At 72.2% G+C, this 23,135-nt stretch carries 22 protein-coding genes and 1 tRNA gene; 3 read left to right on the top strand and 20 right to left on the bottom strand.

Going from position 1 to position 23,135, the window contains the following annotated elements:
* Positions 1-7: 7 nt before the first annotated feature.
* From CFK41_RS08675 to CFK41_RS08635, 9 genes are all read right to left on the bottom strand, one after another.
* On the bottom strand, positions 8-2,203 hold the full coding sequence (locus tag CFK41_RS08675) for a primosomal protein N' family DNA-binding protein (protein ID WP_227873268.1): 2,196 nt from the start codon (positions 2,201-2,203) through the stop codon (positions 8-10).
* A 56-nt stretch (positions 2,204-2,259) separates the two neighbouring features.
* On the bottom strand, positions 2,260-2,643 hold the full coding sequence (locus CFK41_RS08670; RefSeq protein WP_096799295.1) for an FKBP-type peptidyl-prolyl cis-trans isomerase: 384 nt from the start codon (positions 2,641-2,643) through the stop codon (positions 2,260-2,262).
* A 39-nt stretch (positions 2,644-2,682) separates the two neighbouring features.
* Positions 2,683-3,651, bottom strand: a complete 969-nt coding sequence (locus tag CFK41_RS08665) for an FKBP-type peptidyl-prolyl cis-trans isomerase (RefSeq protein WP_151904715.1) — start codon at positions 3,649-3,651, stop codon at positions 2,683-2,685.
* A gap of 91 nt (positions 3,652-3,742) precedes the next feature.
* A complete protein-coding gene (gene pafA / locus CFK41_RS08660) occupies positions 3,743-5,200 on the bottom strand; it encodes a Pup--protein ligase (RefSeq protein WP_096799293.1) in 1,458 nt (485 codons plus the stop codon).
* A gap of 4 nt (positions 5,201-5,204) precedes the next feature.
* Positions 5,205-5,393, bottom strand: a complete 189-nt coding sequence (locus tag CFK41_RS08655; RefSeq protein ID WP_096799292.1) for a ubiquitin-like protein Pup — start codon at positions 5,391-5,393, stop codon at positions 5,205-5,207.
* Positions 5,394-5,458: 65 nt separating this feature from the next.
* Complete coding sequence (dop, locus tag CFK41_RS08650; protein WP_096799291.1) at positions 5,459-7,147, bottom strand: depupylase/deamidase Dop; 1,689 nt, start codon at positions 7,145-7,147, stop codon at positions 5,459-5,461.
* A complete protein-coding gene (arc, locus tag CFK41_RS08645; protein WP_096799290.1) occupies positions 7,144-8,721 on the bottom strand; it encodes a proteasome ATPase in 1,578 nt (525 codons plus the stop codon). Before arc ends, dop begins: the two co-directional genes overlap by 4 nt.
* A gap of 28 nt (positions 8,722-8,749) precedes the next feature.
* The gene (locus CFK41_RS08640; RefSeq protein WP_227873267.1) at positions 8,750-9,817 is read right to left on the bottom strand and encodes a tRNA (adenine-N1)-methyltransferase; all 1,068 of its coding nucleotides are present in this window, start codon (positions 9,815-9,817) and stop codon (positions 8,750-8,752) included.
* Between the two features lie 43 nt (positions 9,818-9,860).
* Positions 9,861-10,976, bottom strand: coding sequence for a site-2 protease family protein (locus CFK41_RS08635; RefSeq protein ID WP_169928805.1), 1,116 nt, complete (start codon positions 10,974-10,976; stop codon positions 9,861-9,863).
* Between the two features lie 80 nt (positions 10,977-11,056).
* Between CFK41_RS08635 and CFK41_RS08630 the strand changes: the two genes are divergently transcribed.
* Positions 11,057-11,866, top strand: a complete 810-nt coding sequence (locus tag CFK41_RS08630; protein WP_096799287.1) for a PAC2 family protein — start codon at positions 11,057-11,059, stop codon at positions 11,864-11,866.
* Between the two features lie 48 nt (positions 11,867-11,914).
* On the opposite strand, the gene mshC is transcribed toward CFK41_RS08630, so the two are convergent.
* The 3 genes from mshC to CFK41_RS18050 all read right to left on the bottom strand — a co-directional run bounded on the left by mshC (position 11,915) and on the right by CFK41_RS18050 (position 14,526).
* Positions 11,915-13,159, bottom strand: a complete 1,245-nt coding sequence (gene mshC, locus CFK41_RS08625; RefSeq protein ID WP_096799286.1) for a cysteine--1-D-myo-inosityl 2-amino-2-deoxy-alpha-D-glucopyranoside ligase — start codon at positions 13,157-13,159, stop codon at positions 11,915-11,917.
* A gap of 34 nt (positions 13,160-13,193) precedes the next feature.
* Complete coding sequence (locus tag CFK41_RS08620) at positions 13,194-14,066, bottom strand: undecaprenyl-diphosphate phosphatase (protein WP_096799285.1); 873 nt, start codon at positions 14,064-14,066, stop codon at positions 13,194-13,196.
* A gap of 148 nt (positions 14,067-14,214) precedes the next feature.
* Positions 14,215-14,526 carry a DNA primase gene (locus CFK41_RS18050; RefSeq protein ID WP_096799284.1) on the bottom strand — a complete coding sequence of 104 codons (312 nt, stop codon included), beginning with the start codon at positions 14,524-14,526 and terminating at the stop codon, positions 14,215-14,217.
* Positions 14,527-14,692: 166 nt separating this feature from the next.
* On the opposite strand from CFK41_RS18050, the gene CFK41_RS08610 reads away from it, so the two are divergent.
* Both CFK41_RS08610 and CFK41_RS08605 read left to right on the top strand, forming a co-directional pair.
* Entirely contained in the window at positions 14,693-14,989 is a 297-nt protein-coding gene (locus tag CFK41_RS08610; RefSeq protein WP_096799283.1) for a DUF5703 family protein, read from the top strand.
* Between the two features lie 84 nt (positions 14,990-15,073).
* Positions 15,074-15,577: a hypothetical protein gene (locus CFK41_RS08605; protein ID WP_096801011.1), complete on the top strand. Its 504-nt coding sequence runs from the start codon at positions 15,074-15,076 to the stop codon at positions 15,575-15,577.
* A gap of 20 nt (positions 15,578-15,597) precedes the next feature.
* On the opposite strand, the gene CFK41_RS08600 is transcribed toward CFK41_RS08605, so the two are convergent.
* From CFK41_RS08600 to alaS, 8 genes are all read right to left on the bottom strand, one after another.
* A complete protein-coding gene (locus tag CFK41_RS08600) occupies positions 15,598-16,473 on the bottom strand; it encodes a TrmH family RNA methyltransferase (RefSeq protein ID WP_096799282.1) in 876 nt (291 codons plus the stop codon).
* Positions 16,470-16,937, bottom strand: a complete 468-nt coding sequence (locus tag CFK41_RS08595) for a tRNA (cytidine(34)-2'-O)-methyltransferase (RefSeq protein ID WP_096801010.1) — start codon at positions 16,935-16,937, stop codon at positions 16,470-16,472. Before CFK41_RS08595 ends, CFK41_RS08600 begins: the two co-directional genes overlap by 4 nt.
* Positions 16,938-17,063: 126 nt before the next feature.
* Positions 17,064-17,149, bottom strand: a tRNA-Leu gene (locus tag CFK41_RS08590).
* Between the two features lie 93 nt (positions 17,150-17,242).
* Positions 17,243-17,686 (bottom strand): hypothetical protein, encoded by a 444-nt coding sequence (locus CFK41_RS08585; RefSeq protein ID WP_096799281.1) that lies wholly within the window; start codon positions 17,684-17,686, stop codon positions 17,243-17,245.
* A gap of 69 nt (positions 17,687-17,755) precedes the next feature.
* Positions 17,756-18,664, bottom strand: a complete 909-nt coding sequence (locus CFK41_RS08580; RefSeq protein WP_096799280.1) for a shikimate dehydrogenase — start codon at positions 18,662-18,664, stop codon at positions 17,756-17,758.
* Positions 18,664-19,821, bottom strand: coding sequence for an endolytic transglycosylase MltG (gene mltG / locus CFK41_RS08575; RefSeq protein ID WP_096799279.1), 1,158 nt, complete (start codon positions 19,819-19,821; stop codon positions 18,664-18,666). The genes CFK41_RS08580 and mltG overlap by 1 nt, the downstream gene beginning before the upstream one ends.
* A complete protein-coding gene (gene ruvX / locus CFK41_RS08570; RefSeq protein WP_096799278.1) occupies positions 19,821-20,372 on the bottom strand; it encodes a Holliday junction resolvase RuvX in 552 nt (183 codons plus the stop codon). Before ruvX ends, mltG begins: the two co-directional genes overlap by 1 nt.
* The gene (alaS, locus tag CFK41_RS08565; RefSeq protein WP_096799277.1) at positions 20,369-23,077 is read right to left on the bottom strand and encodes an alanine--tRNA ligase; all 2,709 of its coding nucleotides are present in this window, start codon (positions 23,075-23,077) and stop codon (positions 20,369-20,371) included. Before alaS ends, ruvX begins: the two co-directional genes overlap by 4 nt.
* Between the last annotated feature and the right edge of the window lie 58 nt (positions 23,078-23,135).

Here is a 23,135-nt window from a genome sequence, read left to right as displayed (position 1 = left end):
GAACTGCTCAGAAGACGTCCGGCGGATCCAGGCGCACCCTCAGCGAGCCCTTCGCCTTGCGGGCGCTGCGCGCGGCGATGCCGGCGCGCAGGGCGTCGGCGAGCTGGCGGGAGCGGGCCGGTTCGAGGCGGACCACGGCGCGGGCACGTCCCGCGGAGTCCGGGCCCTCGAGATCCACAGGGCCGAAGACGTCCGTGCCGTCCGGAAGCTCGACGGCATCGAGGAAGGCTCGACAGGCCTCCCGGTCCCCGACGATCTCGGCGACCCGGGAGAACGGCGGCAGGTCCAGCTCGTGCCGGTCGTCGAGCACCCGGTCCAGGAAGAAGGACGAGCGATGGGCCACCAGATCGCGGATCGCCGGCAGGGTGGAGGTGCCCACGACGAGCACCTCTCCTCCGTCCTGGGCGCTGCGCACCAGGGAGATCGCTCCCCGCCAGCGCCGCACCGCCTCGACGTCCGCGTCGAAGGCGGCCCGCCCCAGCAGCGCGTCGGCGTCCAGGAGCAGGCAGGCGGCATAGCGCTCCCTCGGCGCGGGCTCGGCGCCCGGAGTGGCGACGATGATCGCCGTCTCCGGCACGGCGTCGTCCTCGAGCGGACCGTGCGCGCCGCCGGCGACCTTCAGCGGAGCATCCGGGAAGGCCCGGTGCAGCTCCTCGGCGGTCCGGGCGGAGCCGACGACCATCGCCCGCACCTCGGTGCGATCGCATTCGGGACAGCGGTAGCCGTCCTCCCGACGGCCGCAGACGCGGCAGCGCAGCGGCCCGTGGCGCCCGCTCAGCGACAGCGGGGCCGAGCAGTGCGGGCACAGCGCCCGTGTGCGGCAGAAGGTGCAGGCGATCGCGGGGACGTACCCGGAGCGCGGCACCTGCACCAGCACGGGGCCGCGCTCGAGTCCGCGCCGGATCACCCGCATGGCCTCCTGCGGGAGGCGGGAGCGCCCGGAGGGACCCTCCCTCTCGCGCAGGTACTCGTCCATCGCCACGATCCGGGGGCGCACCGCGGTGACCGGGGCGGGGACGGGCTCGAGGCGAGCCAGGTAGCCGCGGTCGGCCAGCGCCCGCAGGGTGACCGAGTCGCTCGCGGACAGGAACAGCAGCGCACAGCGCTCCTCGGCGGAACGGCACTGCAGCACGGTGCGGGTGTGGGGGTACGGAGCCCGGGGCTCCTCGAGGAGGTCGTCGGCCTCGTCCCAGCAGATCACCAGGGCCAGGTCCTGCACCGGGGCGAAGGCCGCCGAGCGGTTGCCGAGCACCACGCGGGTGGCGCCGCGCAGGATGCGCCGGAAGGTGCGATAGCGCTTCTCGGGTCCCTCGGTGCCGGCGAAGATCTCGTGCTCGATGCCCCGCTCGTCCAGCACCCTCGAGAGGCGGGCGACATCCCTCTGGTCCGGGGCGATCACGAGGGCGCCACGGGCGGGGTCCAGATCCGCGATCGCGTCCGCGGCGACGTCGGTCCAGGTGTCGGCGGCGTCGAGCGTCAGGCTCGCGCGCGGGACCGGTCCCTCCGCGCTGCCGGCGCGGGAGAGCAGGGCGGCCAGCCCGGGGTACCGGTCACCGGGCCGCGGGGCGGGGGCGGCATCCGGCAGGTCGGAGTCGGAGGTCTCCTCGACGGCCGCGTGCTCCTCCGACGGCTGCTCGACCGTCTGATCCTCGGAGCCCTCGCCCTTCTCCTCCGGGCTCACGCTCTGCTCCTCCGCCTCCTGCGCCGCCTTCTCGACGGCGGCGCGGTCCGCCTTCTCGGCGCGGGCGTGGCGCGGGGGGAGGGCGAGACGGAGCACGTCGCCGACGGTGCCGGCGCTGCGAGCGGCGACCTCTTCGCACACGCGCATCATCGCCGGCGGGACCACCACGTCCTCGGAAACGAGTCGGTGCAGCGGGGCGAGCGCGCGATCCGTCGTCGGCTCCGCGTGCCGGCCCAGCACGATCCCCTCGGTGTCCTTGCCGGAGAACCGCACCCGCACGCGCATGCCCGCCTCGGCGGCGGCCGTCTCGGGCGTGACCGCATATTCGAAGGGGCGGTCCAGGTGCGGGAGCACGCCCACCAGGCGCACGCTCGCGACCGGCAGCTCCTCGACCACCTCGAAGCCCGCGGTGGTGCGCAGGCCGGAATCCCGGGACGCCGCGGGGCGCCCCGGGTCTCTCGGCGCGGCGGCCGACGGGGAGGGATCGGGAACAGGAACGGCGGGGGCCGCGAAGAGGGGCACCTGGCCGTCGGCCGGTCCTCCCGCGTGCTCCCCCGCCGTCCCCTCGGCGGACCTGCTCAGCGCTTGTGCACCGCCACCAGGTCGCACACGAAGATGAGCGACTCGTTCGGCGCGATCACCGGCGGGGCGCCCTGGGCGCCGTAGCCGAGCGAGGCGGGGATGTCGAGGCGACGGCGGCCGCCGACCTTCATGCCCTGGACGCCCTGGTCCCAGCCGGCGATGACCTGGCCCACGCCGAGCTGGAAGCGCAGCGGCTCGCCGCGGTCCCACGAGGCGTCGAACTGCTCGCCGGTGGAGTGGGAGACGCCTACGTAGTGCACGTCGACGACGTCGCCGCGACCTGCCTCCTCGCCGTCGCCGAGGATCTCATCGGTGCTCAGCAGCTCGGTGGGGGCGTCGCCCTCGGGGAAGTCGACCTCGGGCTTGGTGCGATCGGTCATGCGGTCCTCCTATGGATGGATGGGGGTGGGATCAGGGTGTCACGACTGGGTGTGCGCGGCGTCGAGGACGTCGACGACGAAGATCAGTGTCTCCCCGCCGAGCTCGTGCGCCTTCGGATCCTCGCCATATGCCTCGGCGGGCGGGATCACCAGCATCACCTGGGAGCCGACCTTGAGGTCCAGGAGGTTCTCCTCCCAGCCCGTGATCACGCTGCCGCCGCCCTGCACGAAGGAGAAGGGTGCGCCGCGCTTCCAGGAGGAGTCGAACTCGGAGCCGTCGGAGGCCTTCCAGCCGGTGTACTGCATGGTGAGGTAGTCGCCGGCGCGGGTGGTGTCGCCGCCGCCCTCGATGAGGAGCTCCCGCTCGGTCTTCGAGGGGCCCTCGCCCTCGAGGGGGCCGGCCAGTGCCGGGGCGCCGTCGTCGCCGAGCGTGACCTCCGGGTAGTCCCCGGAGGGGCTCCCCGGCTCGCCCTTCGCCCGCAGCGGCGAGACCACTCGGTCCACGTCTCCGACCTGGAGCAGGGAGTAGGCCTGGCCGTCGCTGCCCTGCTGCCAGCCGGCCATCACGAAGCGCGAGCCGACGGTCATGGTGGTGAAGACGTCGAAGGCCGCCTGGCCGATGGTGTCCACGGTCACCTGCACACCGCCGGCGGGCCCGCCCTTCCACCAGGACTGCAGGGTCTCCCCCGTCGAGGCGTCGACGTAGACGTGGCGCCAGATGAGGACGTCGCCGTCCTTGATGGTGGCGCCGTCTCCGGGCACCACCACCTCCGCGTCGGCCGCGGTGACCTCGAGCGGGGAGGTGAACTCGAGCGTCGGCTCCGCGCCGAGATCCTCGCTGACGGTGACCGCGGCGAGCACGTCGCCGCCGCCATCGGAGGCGCCGCCCGCGTCCGAGGCGCCGCCGGCGTCGGACGCGGCGCCGTTCTCGTCATCGGAGCAGGCGGCGAGGCCGATGGCGGCGGTGGCGGCGAGGGCGGTGGTCAGCAGCTTGCGACGGCGGATCAAGGGAGGACCTTTCGGATCAGTGGGCCCGGGGCAGGGCACGGCACCAGAGTACGGGGCGGAGGGTGGGGGTTCCCCGAGCGCGGTCGAGAGCTCAGGCGAAGGGCATCGAGGATCGTGGGCTGCCGGACCCGTGGGAGCGGATCTCCTCGAGCAGCGCGTCGACCGCCGGCAGCTCGGTGGTGAAGGGGTCCAGGACCTGCACCGGCATGGCTCCGGGCCGGGTCAGGCGCAGCGTGGTCCAGTCCACCACGTGATCCACCCCGTGCTCCTGGGCGGCCGTGACGACCTGGCCGCGCAGGTGGGCCCGGGTGGTGGTGGGCGCGGTGGTCCGTGCCGCCTCGATCCGCTCGTCGGCGGGGCCCTGCGGGGCCAGTCCCCGGCGGCGCAGCGCGTGGAAGACGCCCTGAGCCGGCTCGATGTCGTGGTAGGCGAGGTCCAGGCGCTCGATCGCCGGGTCCTCGAGCCCCACGCCGCGGCGCTCGGCCACCTGGGCGAACAGGCGCTCCTTGATGGCCCAGTCGAGGTTCTCGGCGGCCCAGGAGCGATCACCCGTGCGGACCGCGTCGATCGCGCGCTGCCAGTCCTGGAGGGTCTGCTGCTCGGACTCGTCGGCGAGATCGGAGACATGGTCGAGCCAGCGCTGCTGCACCTCGACCGCCGTGGTGGTGCCGCCGTCGGCCAGCGGGATCGGCGTGGTCCCGGCGAGGTCGCGCGAGACGGCCCGGATCGCCGCGATGTCGTCGTGCAGGGCGAGCTCGGGCAGGGCCCGGCCGGACTCGATCGCCCGAAGCACCAGATCGGTGGTGGCGAAGCGGAGGTGGGTGGAGACCGCGCTCATGGTCGAGTCGCCGACGATGACGTGCAGGCGGCGGAACCGGGTCGGGTCGCCGTGGGGCTCGTCGCGGGTGTTGATGATCGGCCGGGTGCGGGTGGTCGCCGAGGAGACCGCCTCCCACATGTGGTCGCTGCGACGGGAGAACACGAACCGGGCGCCATCGGCCTCTCGGGCGGTCCCGTCGGCAGTCGCGGCGGCGGCGCGGTGGGACGCGGTGCCGTCCTCCGGTGCGGAGCGCACCACTCCCCCGGCGCCGGTGATGATCTGCCGGGTGACCAGGAAGGGCAGCAGATAGCGGGGCAGGCGGGTGAACTCACCGCGTCGATCCACGAGGTAGTTCTCGTGGGATCCGAAGGCGTTGCCGGCGGAGTCGACGTTGTTCTTCAGCAGATGGATGCGCGCGTCCTGGCCGTCCTCGGCGAGGCAGGCGTTGGCCTGCGCCGCGAGGTCGGCGAAGATCCGGTCCCCGGCGCGGTCCTGCGCGACCAGCTCCCACCAGTCGTCGCACTCTGCGGTGGCGTACTCCGGGTGGGAGCCGACGTCGAGGTAGAGCCGCGCGGCGTTGCGCAGGAACACGTTCGAGGAACGGCCCATCGCGACCACCGGGCGGAACAGCTCCCGGGCGGCGGCCTCCGGCTCGAGGGCCCGCGAGCCGTCGGCCCGCACGCACACCAGCCCGTACTCGGTCTCCAGACCTCCCACGCGACGCTTCATGAGGTCACTGGCCGCCCTTCTGCACGAAGGAGCGCACGAAGGTCTCGGCGTTGGACTCGAGCACCGAGTCGATCTCGTCGAGCAGGTCGTCGGCCGCCTGGGCCGAGGCGAAGGTCTGCCCGCCGGTGACGGCGTCGGCGCCCTGCTCCTCGTCGGGTCCGGAGCCGGGGGCGTTCAGTGACTGCTGGGACATGGGGTTCCTCCTCGATCGGTGATTCTCTGCGAGCGGTGATGATCTGCTGGTCGGTGCGGTCTTGGTCAGCTCTGCTCGACGGCTCGGCGCAACGCGTCCAGGATCGTCTCGGGGTCCGCTGCGGGGTCGACGCCGTGCCGGGCGCACCAGTCCGCGGAGCCCAAGCGAGGATCGGCGAGCCGCAGCCGGTGGCCGCCGGCAGGACCGGCGAGGGTGATCGCGTCCCATCCGGCGGAGGGGACGCGTCCGCGATGGGCGGCGATCAGCCCGCCGCGCAGGTGCGCGCGGGTGCTGGTGGGGGCGGTGAGGACGGCGTCGTCGACCTCGGCCTGGTCCACCAGGGCGGGCACCGCGCCGGCGGCGCGCAGCTTGGCGAACAGGCCGCGACCGGGTCGCAGGTCGGAGTACTGGAGATCGACCATCTGCAGTCGCGGATCGCCCCACTGGAGGCCGTGGCGGCCGCGGTACCGCTCGAGGAGGCGCAGCTTGGCGACCCACTCCACACGGTCGGCGGCGAGCATCGGATCCTGCTCGAGCAGGTCCAGGATCTCCCGCCAGCGCCGCAGCACCTCGCCCGTCTCCTCGTCCTCGGCGTCGGCCGCGGCGTGGAGCGCGTCGAGCAGGGCGCGCTGGATCTCGAGCGCCGTGAGCTCGCGGCCGTCCTCCAGCGGCACGGTGGCGCGCAGGCTCGGGTCATGGCTGATGGTGCGGACGGCGGCGACCGGATCGACCAGGCGCAGGTCCGGGAGGATCGCGGTGCCGGTGCGGTGCTCGGCCTCGAGCGCGGCGAGCAGCAGCGAGGTGGTGCCGAGCTTGAGGAAGGTGGACTCCTCGAGCAGGTTGGCGTCGCCGATGATCACGTGCAGCCGGCGGAAGCGGGCCGGGTCCGCATGGGGTTCGTCGCGGGTGTTCACGATCGGCCGGTTCAGGGTGGTCTCGAGGCCCACCTCGGCCTCCATGAAGTCCGCGCGGGAGGAGAGCTGGAAGCCGGGTCGCTCCCCGCGCGTCCCGAGGCCCACCCGACCGGCGCCCACCAGGGCCTGGCGGGTGGCGAGGAACGGCAGCAGCGCCGCGACCAGGCGCTCGAAGGGCACCTCACGGTCCACGAGGTAGTTCTCGTGGGTCCCGTAGGACGCACCCTTGCCGTCGGTGTTGTTCTTGTACAGGGCGACCTCGGGGATGCCGTCGGCGGCGGCGAGGATCGCCATCGCACGGCGGGCGATCTCCTCCCCGGCGCGATCGCTGACCACCGCCTCCCGGGCGCGCATCACCTCGGGGGCGGAGTACTCCGGGTGCGCGTGGTCGACGTACCACCGCGCGCCGTTGCGGAGCACCGCGTTGCCGATCGACCGCTGGGTCGACCAGGCGAGCACCTCCGCGTCGTCCCCGTCGGGGGCGACCTCCGGCCCGGCCAGCGGTGCGTCCAGCTCCACGCTCGGCACATGGGCGTCGCGCACCTCGTCGGTGAGCTGGCTCGGATGCGCGGCGGCACGCTGCAGCTCGAAGCCGCGGGCATCGCGCAGCGGCGTCTCGTCGCCGTAGTCCCAGCGCACGCGTCGGCCGCGCTCGCCCTCCGCCGGGTCGAGCAGCGCGTACGCGCCCACCACGAGGTGGGAGAGCAGGATCGAACTGCCCGCACCGGAGCGGGCACGGTCCTCGAGATCGGCATGCACCACGCCGAACTCGGTCTCGATGCCCATCACCCGCTCGGTGGTGAGGCCGTGGCCGGAGACGCCGGGGACCGGGGCGGTCATGCCGTGGACTCCTCGTCGCCGGCGACGCTGCGGGTGCGGCCCTGGAGCGGCACGATCGCCTCGACGCGCCGACGCCCTCCCCCGGGCAGCCCGGAGACGCGCGCCCAGTCCTCGGGATGGGCGGCCGAGGGCATGTCCTCGTTCTCCACGAACTCGGCGGTGATCGCCTCGTGCAGGTGCTGGGAGGTCAGACCGACCTCTCCGGTGGCGAGCTGGTCCTTGACGGCCATCTTCTTCGCACGGTCCACGATGTTGCGCAGGGTGGCTCCCGAGACGAAGTCGCGGAAGTGGAGGGTGTCCTCCCCGCCGTCGGAGTACTCGATCCGCACGAAGGCGGACGCCGGACCGTCGTCGTAGATCTCGCGGGCGGCGAGATCCAGCAGCGCCTCGCGGTCCTCGCGCACGGGCACGGAGTCGTCGAGGTACAGCGCGAGGATCTCCCGGCCGGAGCGCTCGTTGGGGCGGCGCACCCGGATCTTCACGTCGAGCCGCCCCGGGCGCAGGATCGCGGGATCGATCATGTCCTCCCGGTTGGAGGCGCCGATGACGATCACGTTGTCCAGCCCCTCGACGCCGTCGATCTCGGCGAGCAGCTGCGGCACGATCGTGGTCTCGACGTCGCTGGACATGCCGGTTCCGCGGGTGCGGAACAGCGCCTCCATCTCGTCGAAGAAGATGACGACGGGGTGATCGGCGGCGGCCTTCTCGCGGGCGCGCTCGAAGACCAGGCGGATCGACCGCTCGGTCTCGCCGACGTACTTGTTCAGCAGCTCGGGGCCCTTGACGTTGAGGAACGCGGAGTTCTCGAGCGCCTCGGCGACGCTGACACCGCGCACCTCGGCGCTGCGCAGCACCAGCTCGTGGGCGACCGCCTTGGCGATCATCGTCTTGCCGCAGCCGGGGGGACCGTAGAGCAGCACGCCCTGCGGCGGGCGCAGGCCGTAGGTCCGGTAGAGGTCCTGCTGCAGGAAGGGCAGCTCGACCGCGTCGCGGATCGCCTCGATCTGCTCCCCGAGGCCGCCGATCTGGTGGAAGGAGACCTCCGGGACCTGCTCGAGCACGAGGTCCGTGATCTCCGCGCGGTCGATGCGCTCGAGCACCAGCTGCGACTTGAGGTCCACCAGCACGTGGTCCCCGGGATGCAGCTGCTCCTCGGTGAGGGTGCCGGCGCGACGCAGCACGCGGGTGTCGTCGGGCGCGACGGCCACCAGCAGGCGGGAATCGGCCAGGGCCTCGACCACCGGCACCACGTTGCCCGAGTCGCTGGGGGCGACGGCCTCCACGGCGGCCAGGGCCTCGTTCAGCCGCAGCTCGGCGCCCGGGCTGAGCGCGTCGAGGTCCAGCGCGGCGGAGGTCGAGACCCGCAGGCGACGACCGTTGTGCAGGACGTCGATGGTGGTGCCCTCGCAGCGGCGCAGGAAGGTCGCGTACGAGTTCGGCGGGTCGCCCACCCGCTCGAGATCGTTCTTGAGCTCGACGATCTGCTCGCGCGCGGCGCGCAGCCCTGCGGTGAGGCGACCGTTGTGGTCCGCGAGCTTCTCGAGCTCGGCGGTCATCTCGGCATAGGTCTTCATGCTCGTGCCCTCTCCTTCCCGGTGTCGGTCAGCGGTCGCGGCCCTGCCGCAGATCGCGCAGAGCGCGCTTGAGCTTGCGCGGCGCGACGCCGCGCTCGCCCACGTCCTGAGGGGTCCACTCGCCCTCGGACCCGCCGAAGCCCTCGTTGTCGGGGTGGTTCAGCTCCTCCTCGAGGCGGGATCCCGGCGCGGGGCGGGTGGTGCGCCGCAGCGCCTCGGTGCCGTGCGCCGTGCGCCGTGCGGTGAGCAGGAACCCGGTGTGCGCGTTCATGCGGTGCTCGGGACGCACCGCGAGCCCCTCGAGGTGCCAGGGGCGCACGAAGGACTCCCAGGCGTAGGGCTCGGTGAACTCGCCATGTTCGCGCAGCGCCTCCGCGGTGCGCGAGAGCTGCGTGACGGTCGCGACGTACGCCAGGTACACGCCGCCGGAGACCAGCACCTCGGCGGCCGCGTCCACGCACTCCCACGGGGCGAGCATGTCCAGGACCACGCGGTCCACGGCCGGCTCGCCCGGCGAGAGGGTCGGGGCGAGGTCCTGGAAGTCGCCGACGGACAGCTCCCACGCGGGATGCGGCCCGCCGAAGAAGGTCTCGACGTTCTCGCGGGCCACCTCGGCGAAGTCCTCACGACGCTCGATCGAGTGCACGGAGCCCTCGGGGCCGACGGCGCGCAGCAGCGCGGTGGTCAGCCCGCCGGAGCCGACGCCGGCCTCGAGCACGCGGGCCCCGGGGAAGATGTCGCCCCACATGAGGATCTGGGCGGAGTCCTTGGGGTAGATGATCGCGGCGCCGCGCGGCATCGAGAGCATGTAGTCGGCGTACAGCGGTCGCAGCGCCTGGTACCGGGTGCCGTGGCTGTTCTCGACCACCACGCCGTCCTCGGCGCCGATCAGCTGATCGTGCCGGAGCACTCCGCGGTGCGAGTGGAACTCGCCCCCGGGCTTGAGGGTGATGGTGTGCAGGCGGTTCTTGGCGTCGGCGAGCTGCACCTTGTCGCCGAGGTCGAAGGGCCCGGTGCGATCCAGACCGCGTCGGGGCGCGCGGGGCGCGGGTCCCTGCGCCCCGTCATGGGCGGTGGGCTGCGGCTGATCAGTCATGCCTTCCAGCATATGGCCCGCACAGCGCCGCCCACCACGCTGTTCACCGTCCGCGCAGGAGGGCGTTGACGTCCGCGCTCATGATCACACCGCTGGCCGTGCCGTCCTCGGCCAGGACGAGGTAGGCGGGGGCCGGATGCTCGAGCATCGCCTGGAGGAGGTCGTCGCCCCGCAGAGCGGCCGGCAGCGCACCGAGATCGCCCATCGCCCCGGAGACGGCCTCGACCGGGGTGCTCGCGCGCTGATCGGCGGGGACCGATCCCGCGGCGGCGGGGTCGATCCTCAGCACGCGGCCGACGGTTCCCTGCCGGGCCGTCGTGCGGTCCAGGACCAGGACCTGCGAGAGGTCCTCGGCGGGATCGAGGTGTCCCAGCGGCGTGCCCAGGGGGACGACCCGCACGGGAGAGGCCAGAGCGGAGGCATCCAGGGTGGTGACGCGGTCCTGCAGGGTCGCACCGCGCAGCGCCTGCGAGGCGCCCTGCCAGAGCATCCCGGCGATCAGCATCGCCCAGACGAGGCTCAGCAGGGAGAACCCGCCCGCACCGCCGTCCCGCAAGATCCTCCACAGGGGGTAGGCGACCACGGCCACGGCGATCGCGCGGCCCAGCCAGGCCGTGATCCGGGTGCCGAGGCCCGGATTCCGCAGCGCCGCTCCGAGCAGGGTCTCCAGCGCGCGGCCTCCGTCCATCGGCAGACCGGGCAGGAGGTTGAAGAGGGCCAGGACGAGGTTCAGCCAGGAGCTGACCGAGAAGAAGACGGCCCCGGCGGACCCGACCTCGGTGAGCTGGACGACTCCGTGGGACAGCGCGGCGAGCAGGAGGTTCGCCAGCGGCCCGGAGAGCGAGACCAGGAGGGAGCCGAGGGTGGACATCCGGCGCGAGCGGTACTGGGTGTGCCCTCCCCAGAGGGTCAGGGCGATGTGATCGACGTCGGCGCCGAAGGCCCGGGCCACCAGGGCGTGCGCCGCCTCGTGCACGAGCACCGAGACGATCATGAACAGGCCGATGCCGACCGCCAGCAGCACGGCGGTGCTCGGGGCGACGCCCCCGCGGGAGAGGCCGGGGTACATCAGCACTGCGAACAGCAGCACGGTGATCAGCGTGCCGGGGCTGACGCGCAGCGGCGGCAGGGGCCCGAGGCGCACCGTGGGGGTCGTCATGATCGGTCTCCTCCGCCGGCGGGCCGGGGTCCCCGCAGCACGGCGAGGATAGCCGCGGAACCTGAGCCTATGATGGGGTGATGAGTCGAATCGCCATCACGGCTTTCAGCGGATGGAACGATGCCGGCGAGGCGGCCACCGGGGTGATCGAGCATCTGCACGAGGTCTGGCCCGCTCGCCCGGTGGGTGCGGTCGATGCCGAGGAGTACATCGACTTCCAGGTCAACCGCCCCGAGATCGGCACCACCGAGGAGGGGCTGCGGGTCATCGACTGGCCCGACACCCGCCTGGACCTGGTGACCCCGCCGCGCGGTCCCGAGATCGTGACCGTCATGGGCCCTGAGCCCTCGCTGCGCTGGAAGCGCTTCTGCGACGAGGTGCTCGAGCAGCTGCAGGCCCTCGATGTCAGCGTCGTGATCTCCCTGGGCGCTCTGCTCGCAGACTCGCCGCACTCCCGGCCGCTGCCGGTCTCTGCTCAGGTGGAACCCGTGCCGGCGCAGCCGGTGACCGGCTCCGAGCTGTACACAGGGCCCGTCGGCGTGCCCACGATCCTCGCGCGCCGCACCGCGGCGGCCGGGCTGCGCACCACGAGCATCTGGGTGCAGGTCCCCCATTACGTCTCCCAGAACTCGTCGCCGAAGGCGGTGCTGGGGCTGATGCGCGAGGTGCAGGATCTCGTCAGCGCCCCGATCCCGATCGAGGAGCTGGTCGAGGACGCCGAGGCGTGGGAGCGAGGGGTCGACGAGCTCGCCCGCACCGATGAGGACGTGGCCGACTACGTGCGGCGCCTGGAGCGCGCCCAGGACGCGGCCGGGCTCCCGGAGGCCAGCGGTGACGCGATCGCGAAGGAGTTCGAGCGCTTCCTGCGCCGACGCCGCGACACCGAGTGATCCCCCGGCGGGGCGGCCGGGCTGCGGCCGCCTCCGCAGAGTCGGGGGTCAGCCCTCGAGGGAGATCCCGAACAGGGCGTCGACCGCGGCGGGGACGTCGCCGGGCCCGGACGTCTGCTCGTCCTCGGACGGGGCGTCTCCCGCCCAGGCATCCAGGGCGGCCAGGGCGCGGGCGGTGTCGAGATCATCGCGCAGGGCGGAGCGGACCTCCTCGACCGTCTGCGGATGGTGGCCTCCGCGACGGGCGGCCCGGCGGTAGCTCGCCAGGCGGGAGGTGGCCAGCTCGAGCTCCTGCTCGGACCACTCCCAGTCGCTGCGGTAGTGGTGGGCCATGAGGACCAGGCGGATGGCCATCGGATCGACCCCGTCGCGCACGAGCCGGTGCACGAACACCAGGTTGCCCAGCGACTTGCTCATCTTCTCGCCCTCATGGGCCACCATGCCGCTGTGCGCGTAGGCGGCGGCGAAGGGGCGGCCGAGAGCAACCGAGTGCGCGGCGCTGAGATCGTGGTGGGGGAAGATCAGGTCGCTGCCGCCGGCCTGCACGTCGAAGGGCAGGCCGATGCCGTCCTCCGCGATGCACACGCACTCGACGTGCCATCCGGGACGGCCGCGGCCGAGGAGCCCCGCCTCCCAGGCGGGCTCGCCCTCGCGCTCGGCGCGCCACAGCAGGGGGTCGAAGCGGCCCCTCTTGCCCGGGCGGTCGGGATCCCCGCCGCGCTCTGCGAAGACCTCGAGCATCTGCTCCTCGGACCAGCCCGAGACGTCCCCGAGCGCGCCGTCGACCGAGAGGTCGAGGTACCAGTCGGGGCCGGAGGCGTCCTCCGCCTCCACCGTGTAGGCCCGGCCGCGCTCATGGAGCGCGAGGACCACGGCGATGATCGAGTCCATCGCCTCGCTCACGGAGCGGTAGGTCTCCGGGGCGATGATCCGCAGCGCCTGCATGTCCTCGGAGAACAGCTCGACCTGGGAGGCGGCGAGCTCGCGCCAGTCCACCCCGTCCCGATCGGCCCGCTCGAGCAGCGGGTCGTCGACGTCGGTGACGTTCTGCGCCATCTCGACGTCCAGGCCGGTGTCGTGCAGGGCGCGCCGCATGAGATCCGCGGCGTGATAGGTCGCGGCGTGGCCGAGATGCGTGGAGTCGTACGGGGTGATCCCGCAGACGTACAGGCGGGCCGTGCCGGGTGTCAGCGGCGTGATCGGCGCGATCCTCCCGGTCCGGGTGTCGAACAGCCTCAGCGGACGGCTGGAGGCGGGAAGCGGGTCAAGAGCAGGGGAGGTCCAGGAGTGCACCCGTCGATCATACGAGCCGGGGCGAGGCCAGGGCTCACGCGCCGCCCAGGGGATCCACCACACCGAACCAGAGCAGACCCAGCAGCGCCAGGCCCGCCGCGATGCGGTAGATGACGAACATCAGGTACGAGTGGTTCTCGATCAGCCGCATGAACCAGACGATGACGGCATAGCCGACGCCGAAGGCGACCACGGTCGCGACGACGATCGCCATCAGCGAGGGCTCCCCCGTCGCCGCCGCCGCGGCGCGGCCGTCCGCCGTCAGGAGGACGGGAACCTCCTTGGCGGCCTTGTAGAGACCGGAGGCGAAGACCGCCGGGACGGCCAGGAGGAAGGCGTAGCGGGCGGCGGCCTCGCGCTTGTAGCCCATGAGGAGTCCCGCGGTGATGGTGCCGCCGGAGCGGGAGACACCGGGGATCAGCGCCAGGGCCTGGGCGAGGCCGAAGAGGATGCCATCGCGCACGGAGAGCTGCTCGAGCTCCTTGCGCTGGGGGGCGATCCGGTCGGCGAGACCCAGCAGGAGGCCGAAGAGGATCAGCATCGCCGAGGTGATGTAGAGGTTCCGGAGGCTGTGATCGATCTGGTCCTCGAAGAGCAGTCCGAGCACGCCGATCGGGAGCGAACCGAGGATCACGAGCCAGCCCATCCGCACGTCCGGATCGGAGTGCGGGACCTTCCCGGCCAGGGCGCGGAACCACTTACCGATGATGCGGCTGATGTCGTTCCAGAAGTAGATCAGCACCGCCGTCTCCGTGCCGAGCTGGATGATGGCGGTGAACGCCGCGCCGGGGTCCTGCCCGGGATTCATCAGCTCGCCGATCACGCGCACGTGCGCGCTCGAGGAGATCGGGAGGAACTCGGTCAGCCCCTGGACGAGGCCCAGGATGACAGCCTCGATGAACGACATGGACACTCCTCGATCGACGCAGCGGCGGCGCCCGCGTCACCGTGCGGAGACGTCGGACCCCGCACACAGTACGCGGTGCCGGGAGCAGGTCCCGGCACCGCGTGATGGAGCAGTGGTGAAGAGTACGTGGAGGTCCGAGAAGCGGGGCTCAGCGGCCGGAGTCGTCGTCGTCGTCGTCCTCGAAGTCGCCGTCCTCGTCGTCCTCGTCGAAGTCGTCGAGATCCTCGAAGTCGTCGTCCTCGTCATCGTCCTCATCGTCGTCGTCGAAGACGATCAGCGGGGTGGCGATCTCGTAGGCGTCGAAGAGGGCGTCGTCGTAGGCGTCGAACGCCGTGGCGAGCTGCTCGGTGGCGGCATCGAGGGCGGGGTCGTCGTCACCGCGCGAGGCGGCGGCCGCCTCGTAGTGACGTTCGAAGGCAGCGATCAGCGCAGCAAGAGCGGAGCGAGGATCCGAGTTCATGCTTGGACCGTACATCGTCGGACGGCACAATGGACAGTGGCTGCGGGCACCCGGATCCGGGAATACGCTCGCCGTGACGGAGTCGTCCCGTCGACGGCGCGTCCCGGCAGCGGACGCTCCGCCGTCGTCGGCCGACACAGCAGGTCATCGAGCACAGGAGGACAGGTTGATCCGACCCCGCACAGCACTCGTCGCCGGTGTCCAGCACATCAGCGATCCGCGCCGCTGGCGCGACCTCCCCGTCGAGCGAGGTCGCCGCGCGGAGGACTACGAGTTCCAGATCCTCACGGTGCCCCGCGGGACCTCGATCGGCCAGGTCCGGGCGGAGCTCGCCGAGCAGGCGGAGTACGGCCGCTGGGAGCACGCCCGCACCCGCCTATACATCGGCGGGGGCAGGAAGGTGTGGATGCGCCGACGGATCATCCGCGTGCGCTCCACCCTCCAGCCCGAGGATCAGGAGTAGTCCTCCCCCGCGATCGCGGTCCCGTTCGTCCACAGTCCGCCGCCGACGGCCCCGCCGTCGCGCCGACTCTGGTGCAATGGCGTGGTGCCTGACGTCTCGCCCGCCCTGATCGCCGTGCTGCTGGTGGTCTATCTGCCGCCCGCGGCCGTGCTGTCGTGGATCGACGCCTCCGAGCACCGGCTGCCGAACCGGTGGGTGGCGGTGCTGACGGGCGCGGTGTCCGCAGGGATGCTCCTGTCCGCTCTGCTGGCTCCGTCGCTGCGCGCGGACCTGCGCATTGCGGCGATCCTCGCCCTGGTGCTGGGCCTGGGGGCGATCGTGGTGGCGCTTGCCGCGCCGTCGCTGCTCGGGATGGGCGATGCGAAGACGGTGCCGGTGGTGGTGCTGATGTCGACGGCGCTCGGCGGTGAGGTGCTGATCGCCGCGCTGCTGGGGATCGCCCTGCTCGGCGGTGGGCTGGGGATGGTCGTGATGGCCGTGTCCCGGCGGGCCGGGGCGCGCTTCGCCCTCGGCCCGGTCCTGCTGTCCGGGCCGTTCCTGGGTCTGCTCGGGGCTCCGCTGGTCCGGGCGGCGCTCGGCGGAGCTTGAGCCGAGGTGTCCTGGAGCGCTCAGCCGCGCAGGGCGCCGCGCCGCTGGCGCTGGATCTCGTAGAGCGCGATCGAACCGGCCACCGAGGCGTTCAGCGATGAGGCGGTGCCGCCCATCGGGATCTCCGCGACCACGTCGCAGGCCTCGCGCCATCCGGCGCTCATCCCGATCGTCTCGTTCCCCACGACCACCAGGGTCGGGCCGCTGAGGTCCTCGGCGGAGAGCTCGTGGCCCCCCGCCTCGTCGAGCCCGACGATCCGCCACGGCTCACCCTGCGCTCGGCGGCCCTCGAGCCACTCCAGCACCTCCCGGTGGGAGGGCTGGCGCAGGACGGGCACGGCGAAGAGCGAACCGGTGCTGGCTCGGAGCGCCGCGGGGTCCCAGGGATCCGCGCTGCGTCCGGTGATCAGCAGCGCCTCCGCGCCGAGGGCGTCGACGGATCGGGCCAGGGAGCCGATGTTGCCGGGGCCCGAGGGCCGGTCGAAGACCACGACGACCGCGGTGGAGGTGGGCTCGAGCCGCGCGAGGTCGTCGGAGGGCACCGCGGCCAGGGCGAGCAGCTCGGGCGCTCCGTCCTCCCGCTCCCCCAGCTCTGCCATCAGCTCCGGAGCGAGCTCCACCACGGGGGCCGGAGGCGCGTCCAGGAGCTCGCGCGCCCACCGGGAGGGCTCCGGACGTCCGTCGCTCAGCAGTGCCCGGATCTCGACGCCCCGGGCGATCGCCTGCGTGATCGGGCGGACCCCCTGGATGAGCATCTCCCCGGTGCGGGTGCGCTTGGTGCGGTTCGTGAGCAGGGACTGCCACTGCTGGAACAGGGCGTTGCGGCGCTCCAGGCGCGCCGGCAGACCGGGAGCTCCTGCCCGGCGCTCCCGCTCCGGCGGGCGTCGCCGGCTCATGCCCCTGCCCCGTCGTAGCCCAGCTGGCGCCAGGCCTCGTAGACCGCGATCGAGACGGCGTTGGCGAGGTTGAGGGAGCGTCGTGCCGGCAGCATCGGGATCCGCACACGGGAGGTGATGCGGGGGTGCGCCATCACCTCCTCGGGAAGTCCCGTGGGCTCGGTGCCGAAGAGGAGCACGTCATCGCGGGTGTACTCGATGTCGCCGAGGGACACGTCGGTGCGAGCGGAGAAGGCGAAGACGCGTGCGTCCGGGACGGCGGCGAAGGCCTGCTCGATGTCCGGATGGATGCTGACGTCGGCGAGGTCGTGGTAGTCCAGACCGGCCCGGCGCAGCTTCGCATCCTCGAGGTCGAAGCCGAGCGGCTCGATGAGGTGGAGGCGCGCCCCGGTGACGGCGGAGAGCCGGATCGCATTGCCGGTGTTCCCGGCGATCGCCGGCTCATGGAGGAAGACGTGGACCATGCCGCGATTCTCCCATGCGCCCTCCGGCATCCGAGGCCGGTCCTCCTCGGCCCCCGCAGCGGAGGTCGACGGCACGGGGAACGAAGAGAACCCCGATCCAGGACTGGATCGGGGTTCTCTGCACGGTGTCCGAGGGGGGACTTGAACCCCCACGCCCTAATACGGGCACTAGCACCTCAAGCTAGCGCGTCTACCAATTCCGCCACCCGGACGGGTGATCGCCGGAGCGACGAGAAGAAGATTAGCACGGTCCTGAGGGTGCTCTGACACCGAAAGAGCCCCTGCCAGCGGAAACGTGAAGACAATCACGCCAGGACGTTGACGCGACCCTCCGCCATGAGCGCGCGCAGCACCTCGAGCACCGCATCGGCGCTGGTGGCGAGTGCGGCGGAGCCCGCCGGGAGGGTCTGGTCGGCGGCGCGCAGCCGCTCGGCCAGGTCCTGCAGCGCAGCGGCCGCGAGCACCGTCATGATCGGGTCGGGCACCGTGACGGCGTCGACCTCCCACTCCTGCATCCCCGCGAGCAGCGCGGCCAGCTCGGAGGCGGCACCGGGCCGGCTCGGCGAGAGCAGATCGACGCGAGCCCGCGCGGCCAGAGCCGTGCAGCGACGGAGGGCCAGGGTGACGTCGTCCGGATCGCGAGGGTCGACGACCGACCGGTCGACGTCGACGGTCCGCTCGTCCCCGGAGCCGGTCCCCGCGAGCAGCGGTGCCACGGATGCTTGCTGCTCCCCGCGCGCCAGCTCCATCGGTGACCTCCAGTGTTCGTGATCGAGCTCCCCCGGAGCCCGGGAGACTCAGATCACTTTACCTGGTCTTTACCGTGAGGAACAAGGTCCCCGACGTGGGCGATCGCCGACGTCTCGGACCGTCGGCTCCTCCGGGTTCGCGTGGCCCAGCTCGCGCCGAGCGGCCGCGAGCATCAGCGGCACCGGGGCCTCTGCGATCCCCAGCATGGAACGCAGCTGCATGTCGGCCTGGTGGGCGAGCATCTCGAGCCCGTCGGCAACCGCTCCCCCGGCATCCGCGACCACGGCGGCCAGCGGTGCGGGCCAGGGGTCGTAGAGGACGTCGAGCAGCACGCCGGGCAGTGGGAGCTCCGCATGACTCGCCCAGCGGGCGGCCACGGACCGTGCTCCTTCGACCGCGAGGGCGCTCACGACCGCATCGGCGGCGAGCACCTCGTGCTGGTCCTCCCACGGGATGCGCCGGGTACGCGCACCCTGACGTGCGGCGAGCTCCTCGAGCGGGACCAGCTTCTCCGCCGAGCGCGCCGAGAGCAGGATCATCGAGGCGCCGAGCTCGAGCAGTGCGGCGACCGCGCTGAGGGCGGTCGCCCCGGATCCGAGCACCCCGCCGGTGCGCGGAGCCTCCGCTCCGTGATCGCGCAGGGTCGCGACGATGCCGTGGACGTCGTGGTTCTCCGCGCGCCAGGTCCCGTCCTCCCGTCGCAGCAGGGTGTTGGAGATGCCGAGCATCCGCGAGGTGTCATCGACCTCGGCGGCCAGCGCGAACGCCTCGGGCTTGCAGGGCATGGTCACGCTGAGGCCGGCGAGCTCGCGGCCGGGCCCGTCGGTCAGGAAGCTCCCGAGGGCGCCGGCGGACACGTCATGCCGCGCGTACTCAGCATCCGCCACGCCGAGCGCGGCATAGGCGGCGCGGTGCAGCACGGGAGAGAGGGAATGGCCGACGGGAGAGCCGACCACCGCGAAGCGACGTGGTGCCATCAGTGGGAGTCCTCCCAGGCCTGCCACTCCTTGACGTTCTTCTCGTGCTCTGACCAGTTGGCGGTGAACTTCGTCTCGCCGGTGTCGCCGTTGACGCTCACGAAGTAGAGCCAGTCCCCTTCGGGCGGGTCCACCGCGGCGTCGAGGGCGCCCGCACCGGGCGCCGCGATGGGGCCCGGCGGCAGTCCCTCGAAGCGGTAGGTGTTGTACGGGTTGTCCGAGGCGCGCTCCTCGTCGGTCGTCGCGACGCTGCCCGACTTGCCGGCCGCGTAGTGCACGGTGGAGTCGAACTGGAGCTTCATCGGCTTCCCCTTCGCCTCGCCGGTCCCCTCGAGCCGGTTGTGGATCGTGCGCGCGACCTTGCCGTAGTCCTCGGGGCGGCGCACCTCCATCTCCGCGAGGGAGGCGATGGTGAGGGTCTCGTGCCACTTCTCCTGGGGGATCTTGCGCGCGGTGAGCTGGTCCTCCATCTGGCCCCACATCATCGCGATGATGTCCTCGGCGTCCTGGTCCTCGTAGATGTCGTAGCGGCCGGGCCAGAGGTACCCCTCCATGGTGCCGGCGGCGTTCTCGGGGATCCCGTAGGAGGTGTAGTCCTTCGCGGCGGCCTCGAAGTCCTTCACGGGGATGTCCGTCTCGGCGGAGAGGATCTTCCAGACCTCGCTGAGCCGCTTGCCCTCGGGGATGATCACCCGATGCCCGGTGAGGTTCGAGGGGTCCAGGAGCGCGTTCAGGGCGTCCACCGAGGTCATCTCGAGCTTGACCGCATAGATCCCGGGCTCGATCTTCGAGGCCTCCGGGGTGTTGCTGAAGAGGCTCACGAACGGACCGCTCGTCTTGATGACTCCCTGCTTCACCAAGGAGTACGCGATGTCCGTCCCGGTGTCGCCCTCGGAGACCTGGACCGTGGTCTCGCCGTGGCCCGGGCCCGCGAAGTCGGGGGCCTCCTTCTCGACGCTGACGTTCGAGGTGATCCATCGATAGCCCTGGAAGCCGCCGAAGGCGATGCCTCCCACGACCAGCAGGACCAGCAGGAACGGCAGGGTCCGGCGCAGGAAGCCGCCGCGGGGCTTGCCGGCGCGTCGACGCCCGTGGTGGTCGCGTCGGGCGGGCTGCGACTCCGCGAGCTCGTCGAAGGAGAGGTCCTCGTCGTTCATCAGGCGTCCTCCTGGGTCGGGTCCTGGGCGGTCGCGGATCCGGTCTGCGGAGCCTCGACCTGCTCTCCGGCGCGGGCACCGGTGGTGCGCTCGGTGTCCAGCGCCTGCTGGAGGATCATCACCGCGGCGACCTGATCCACGACCTGGCGGTGCTTGCGACCCTTGCGGCCGGAGCTGTGCAGCGCCTTGTGCGCGGAGACGGTGGTCAGTCGTTCATCGATGAGCCTGACCTGGGTGGTCGGGGTGTCCTCGCGCAGTGCCCCTGCGAGCTCTGCGGAGAAGTCCCGCGCCTTCTGGGCGGCGGGGCCCTCCGCTCCGCTCAGGGACCGCGGGAGCCCGACCATGATGACACGCGCCTCCGCCTCCCGCGCCTCGGCGACGACACGAGCCACGGCCGTGTCGCGCTCGAGCGTCTCGACCGGGGTCGCGATCATCCCGTCCAGATCGCTGCGCGCGAGGCCGACGCGGACGTCGCCCACGTCAACACCCAGCCGGACGCCCCGGGGAAGGCGCTCATCGCCCTCGGCAGGGTCCCCGTGGTGCAGGGTCATGCAGCCACTGCCGCCTGGATCGCCTCGCGCACCGCGGTGAGCGCGGCGGGGATGCATGCGGGCTCGCCGCCGCCGCCCTGCGCCATGTCCGGCTTGCCGCCGCCGCGACCGCCCATCGCCTCCGCTGCGACGCGCAGGAGCGAGCCGGCGGACAGCCCCTTCTCGCGGGCCGCGGCGTTGGTGGCGATCACCAGCGCGGCGCGGCCGTCCTCGTGACCGGCGACCGCGACGGCGACCGGCGCGTCCTCGCCGAGGCGGGTGCGGAGATCGAGGGCGAGGCTGCGCAGGTCGCCGGCGGCGACGCCCTCTCCGGCGTCATGCGCGAGCAGGCGCACCCCGGAGACCTCGGCCGCGGTCTCCACGAGCTTGCCGGCCTCGGCCTGGAGCTGCTGGCCGCGCAGGGCGGCGAGCTGCTTCTCCATGTCCTTCATGCGCTGGGTGAGGGATCGGATCCGCTCGGGGAGCTCCTCGGCGGCTCCGACCTTCAGCATCTCGGTCAGCTGGGAGACCAGGGCGTGGGAGGTGGCCTGGTGCCGGTAGGCGGACAGGCCCACCAGCGCGTCCACGCGACGCACCCCGCTGCCGATGGACGCCTCGCCCATCAGCTGCACGGTGCCGATCGCACCGGTGCTGGCCACATGGGTGCCGCCGCACAGCTCGCGCGACCAGTCCCCGCCGATCGAGACCACACGGACGACCTCGCCGTACTTCTCGCCGAACAGGGCCTGGGCGCCGAGCGCCTTCGCCTCGTCGAGCGACATCTGCTGGTCGGTGACGGTCAGCTCGTCCTGCAGGAGGGTGTTCACCCGGCCCTCGATCTGCTCGAGGACCGACTTCGGGATCGCCTGGCCGTAGCGGAAGTCGAAGCGCATCCGACCGGGCGAGTTCTCCGAGCCCGCCTGGGTGGCGCCCTCGCCGAGCTCCTCGCGCAGCGACTCGTGGACCATGTGCGTCGCGGTGTGGGCGCGCGCGATCGCGCCGCGGCGCGCCGTGTCGATCGACGCGATGGCGGACGCGCCCTGGGCGAGCTCGCCCTCGACGAGCCGGCCGCGGTGCACGATCAGCCCGCGCACGGGCTTCTGGACGTCGTCGACCTCGAGCAGGCCGCCGCCGGTGAGCGAGATCTGGCCCTGGTCGGCGAGCTGGCCGCCGGACTCCGCGTAGAACGGGGTCGAGGCGAGGACGACCTCCACCTGCGCCGGGGCCTGGACGGAGTCGACCAGCTTCCCGTCCACCAGCACCGACTCGACGGTGGTGGCGACGGTGTCCTCGGTGTAGCCGAGGAAGGGGACCTCGCCGCCGCGCTGGCTGAGCAGTCGGTTGTAGATCGCGGTGTCGGTGTGGCCGGCCTTCTTCGAGGCGGCATCCGCCCGGGCTCGCTCGCGCTGCTCCTGCATGGCGGTGCGGAACGCGTCGGCGTCCACCTGGAGCCCGACCTCGCCCGCCATCTCCATGGTGAGGTCGATCGGGAAGCCGTAGGTGTCGTGGAGGCGGAAGGCGTCCTGGCCGGGCAGCACGCGGCCGCCCTCCTTCTTCACGGCGCCGACGAAGCCGTCGAAGATGGTGGTGCCGGTCTCGAGGGTGCGACGGAAGGCGTCCTCCTCGGAGAGGACCACGTCGCTGATGCGCGCGAAGTCCGTCTCCAGCTCGGGGTAGGACTCGGCCATGAGCGACATCGAGACCGGCAGCAGCTCGGGCATGGAGCGCTCGGTGTAGCCCAGCAGGCGCATCGACCGCACGGCGCGGCGGATCAGCCGCCGCAGCACGTAGCCGCGGCCCTCGTTGCCGGGGCGCACCCCGTCGGAGACCAGCATGAGCGCGCTGCGCACATGGTCGCCGATGATGCGCAGGTGGACGTCGTCCTCGCCGTCGGCGCCGTAGACGCGCCCGGTGAGCTCCTGGGCCTTCTCGATGACCGGGAAGATCTGATCGATCTCGTACATGTTCTGCTTGCCCTGGAGCAGGTACGCGACGCGCTCCACCCCGAGGCCGGTGTCGATCGACTTCTGGTCGAGCTCGCCGAGCAGCGGGTAGTCCTTGCCCGAGCCCTCACCGCGCAGGTACTGGTCGAAGACCAGGTTCCAGATCTCGATGTAGCGGTCCTCGCCCTTCTCGTCCCCGGGCCACTCGGGGACGGTTCCGGTCACGGCATCGGGGCCGTGCTCCGGGCCGCGGTCGTAGTGCCACTCGCCGCAGGGGCCCGCCGGGCCGGGCTGGCCGGTGTCCCAGAAGATCTCCTCGCGGGGCAGGCGAACCACGTGCAGGGGGTCCAGACCGATGACGTCGATGACGTGGCGGTAGGACTCCTCGTCCTCCTCCCACACGGTGAACCAGAGGCGATCCGGCTCGAAGCCCAGGCCCCCCTCGTCCTGCGAGGTGGTGAGGAACTCCCAGGAGTAGTCGATCGCACCGGTCTTGAAGTAGTCCCCGAAGGAGAAGTTCCCGGCCATCTGGAAGAAGGTGCCGTGGCGCGTGGTGCGGCCGACGTTCTCGATGTCGTTGGTGCGGATGCACTTCTGCACGCTCGCCGCCCGCGGGTACGGGGCCGCCTCGGTGCCGACGATGTACGGGATGAAGGGCACCATCCCGGCGATCGTGAACAGGATCGAGGGATCGGAGGACACCAGCGAGGCGCTGGGCACGATCTCGTGGTCCTTCTTCGCGAAGAAGTCGAGCCAGCGGCGATGGATCTCGGAGGTGCGCATGGGGAGAGGTGTCCTTCCTGGGGCTGCCCTCAGGGGCGGCAGCGGCGGAGTGCGAGAG

This window comes from Brachybacterium ginsengisoli, from assembly GCF_002407065.1.
GTDB lineage: Bacteria > Actinomycetota > Actinomycetes > Actinomycetales > Dermabacteraceae > Brachybacterium > Brachybacterium ginsengisoli.
The sequence above is the reverse complement of the archived record's forward strand: the minus strand, read 5'-3'. Positions and strand labels throughout refer to the sequence as shown.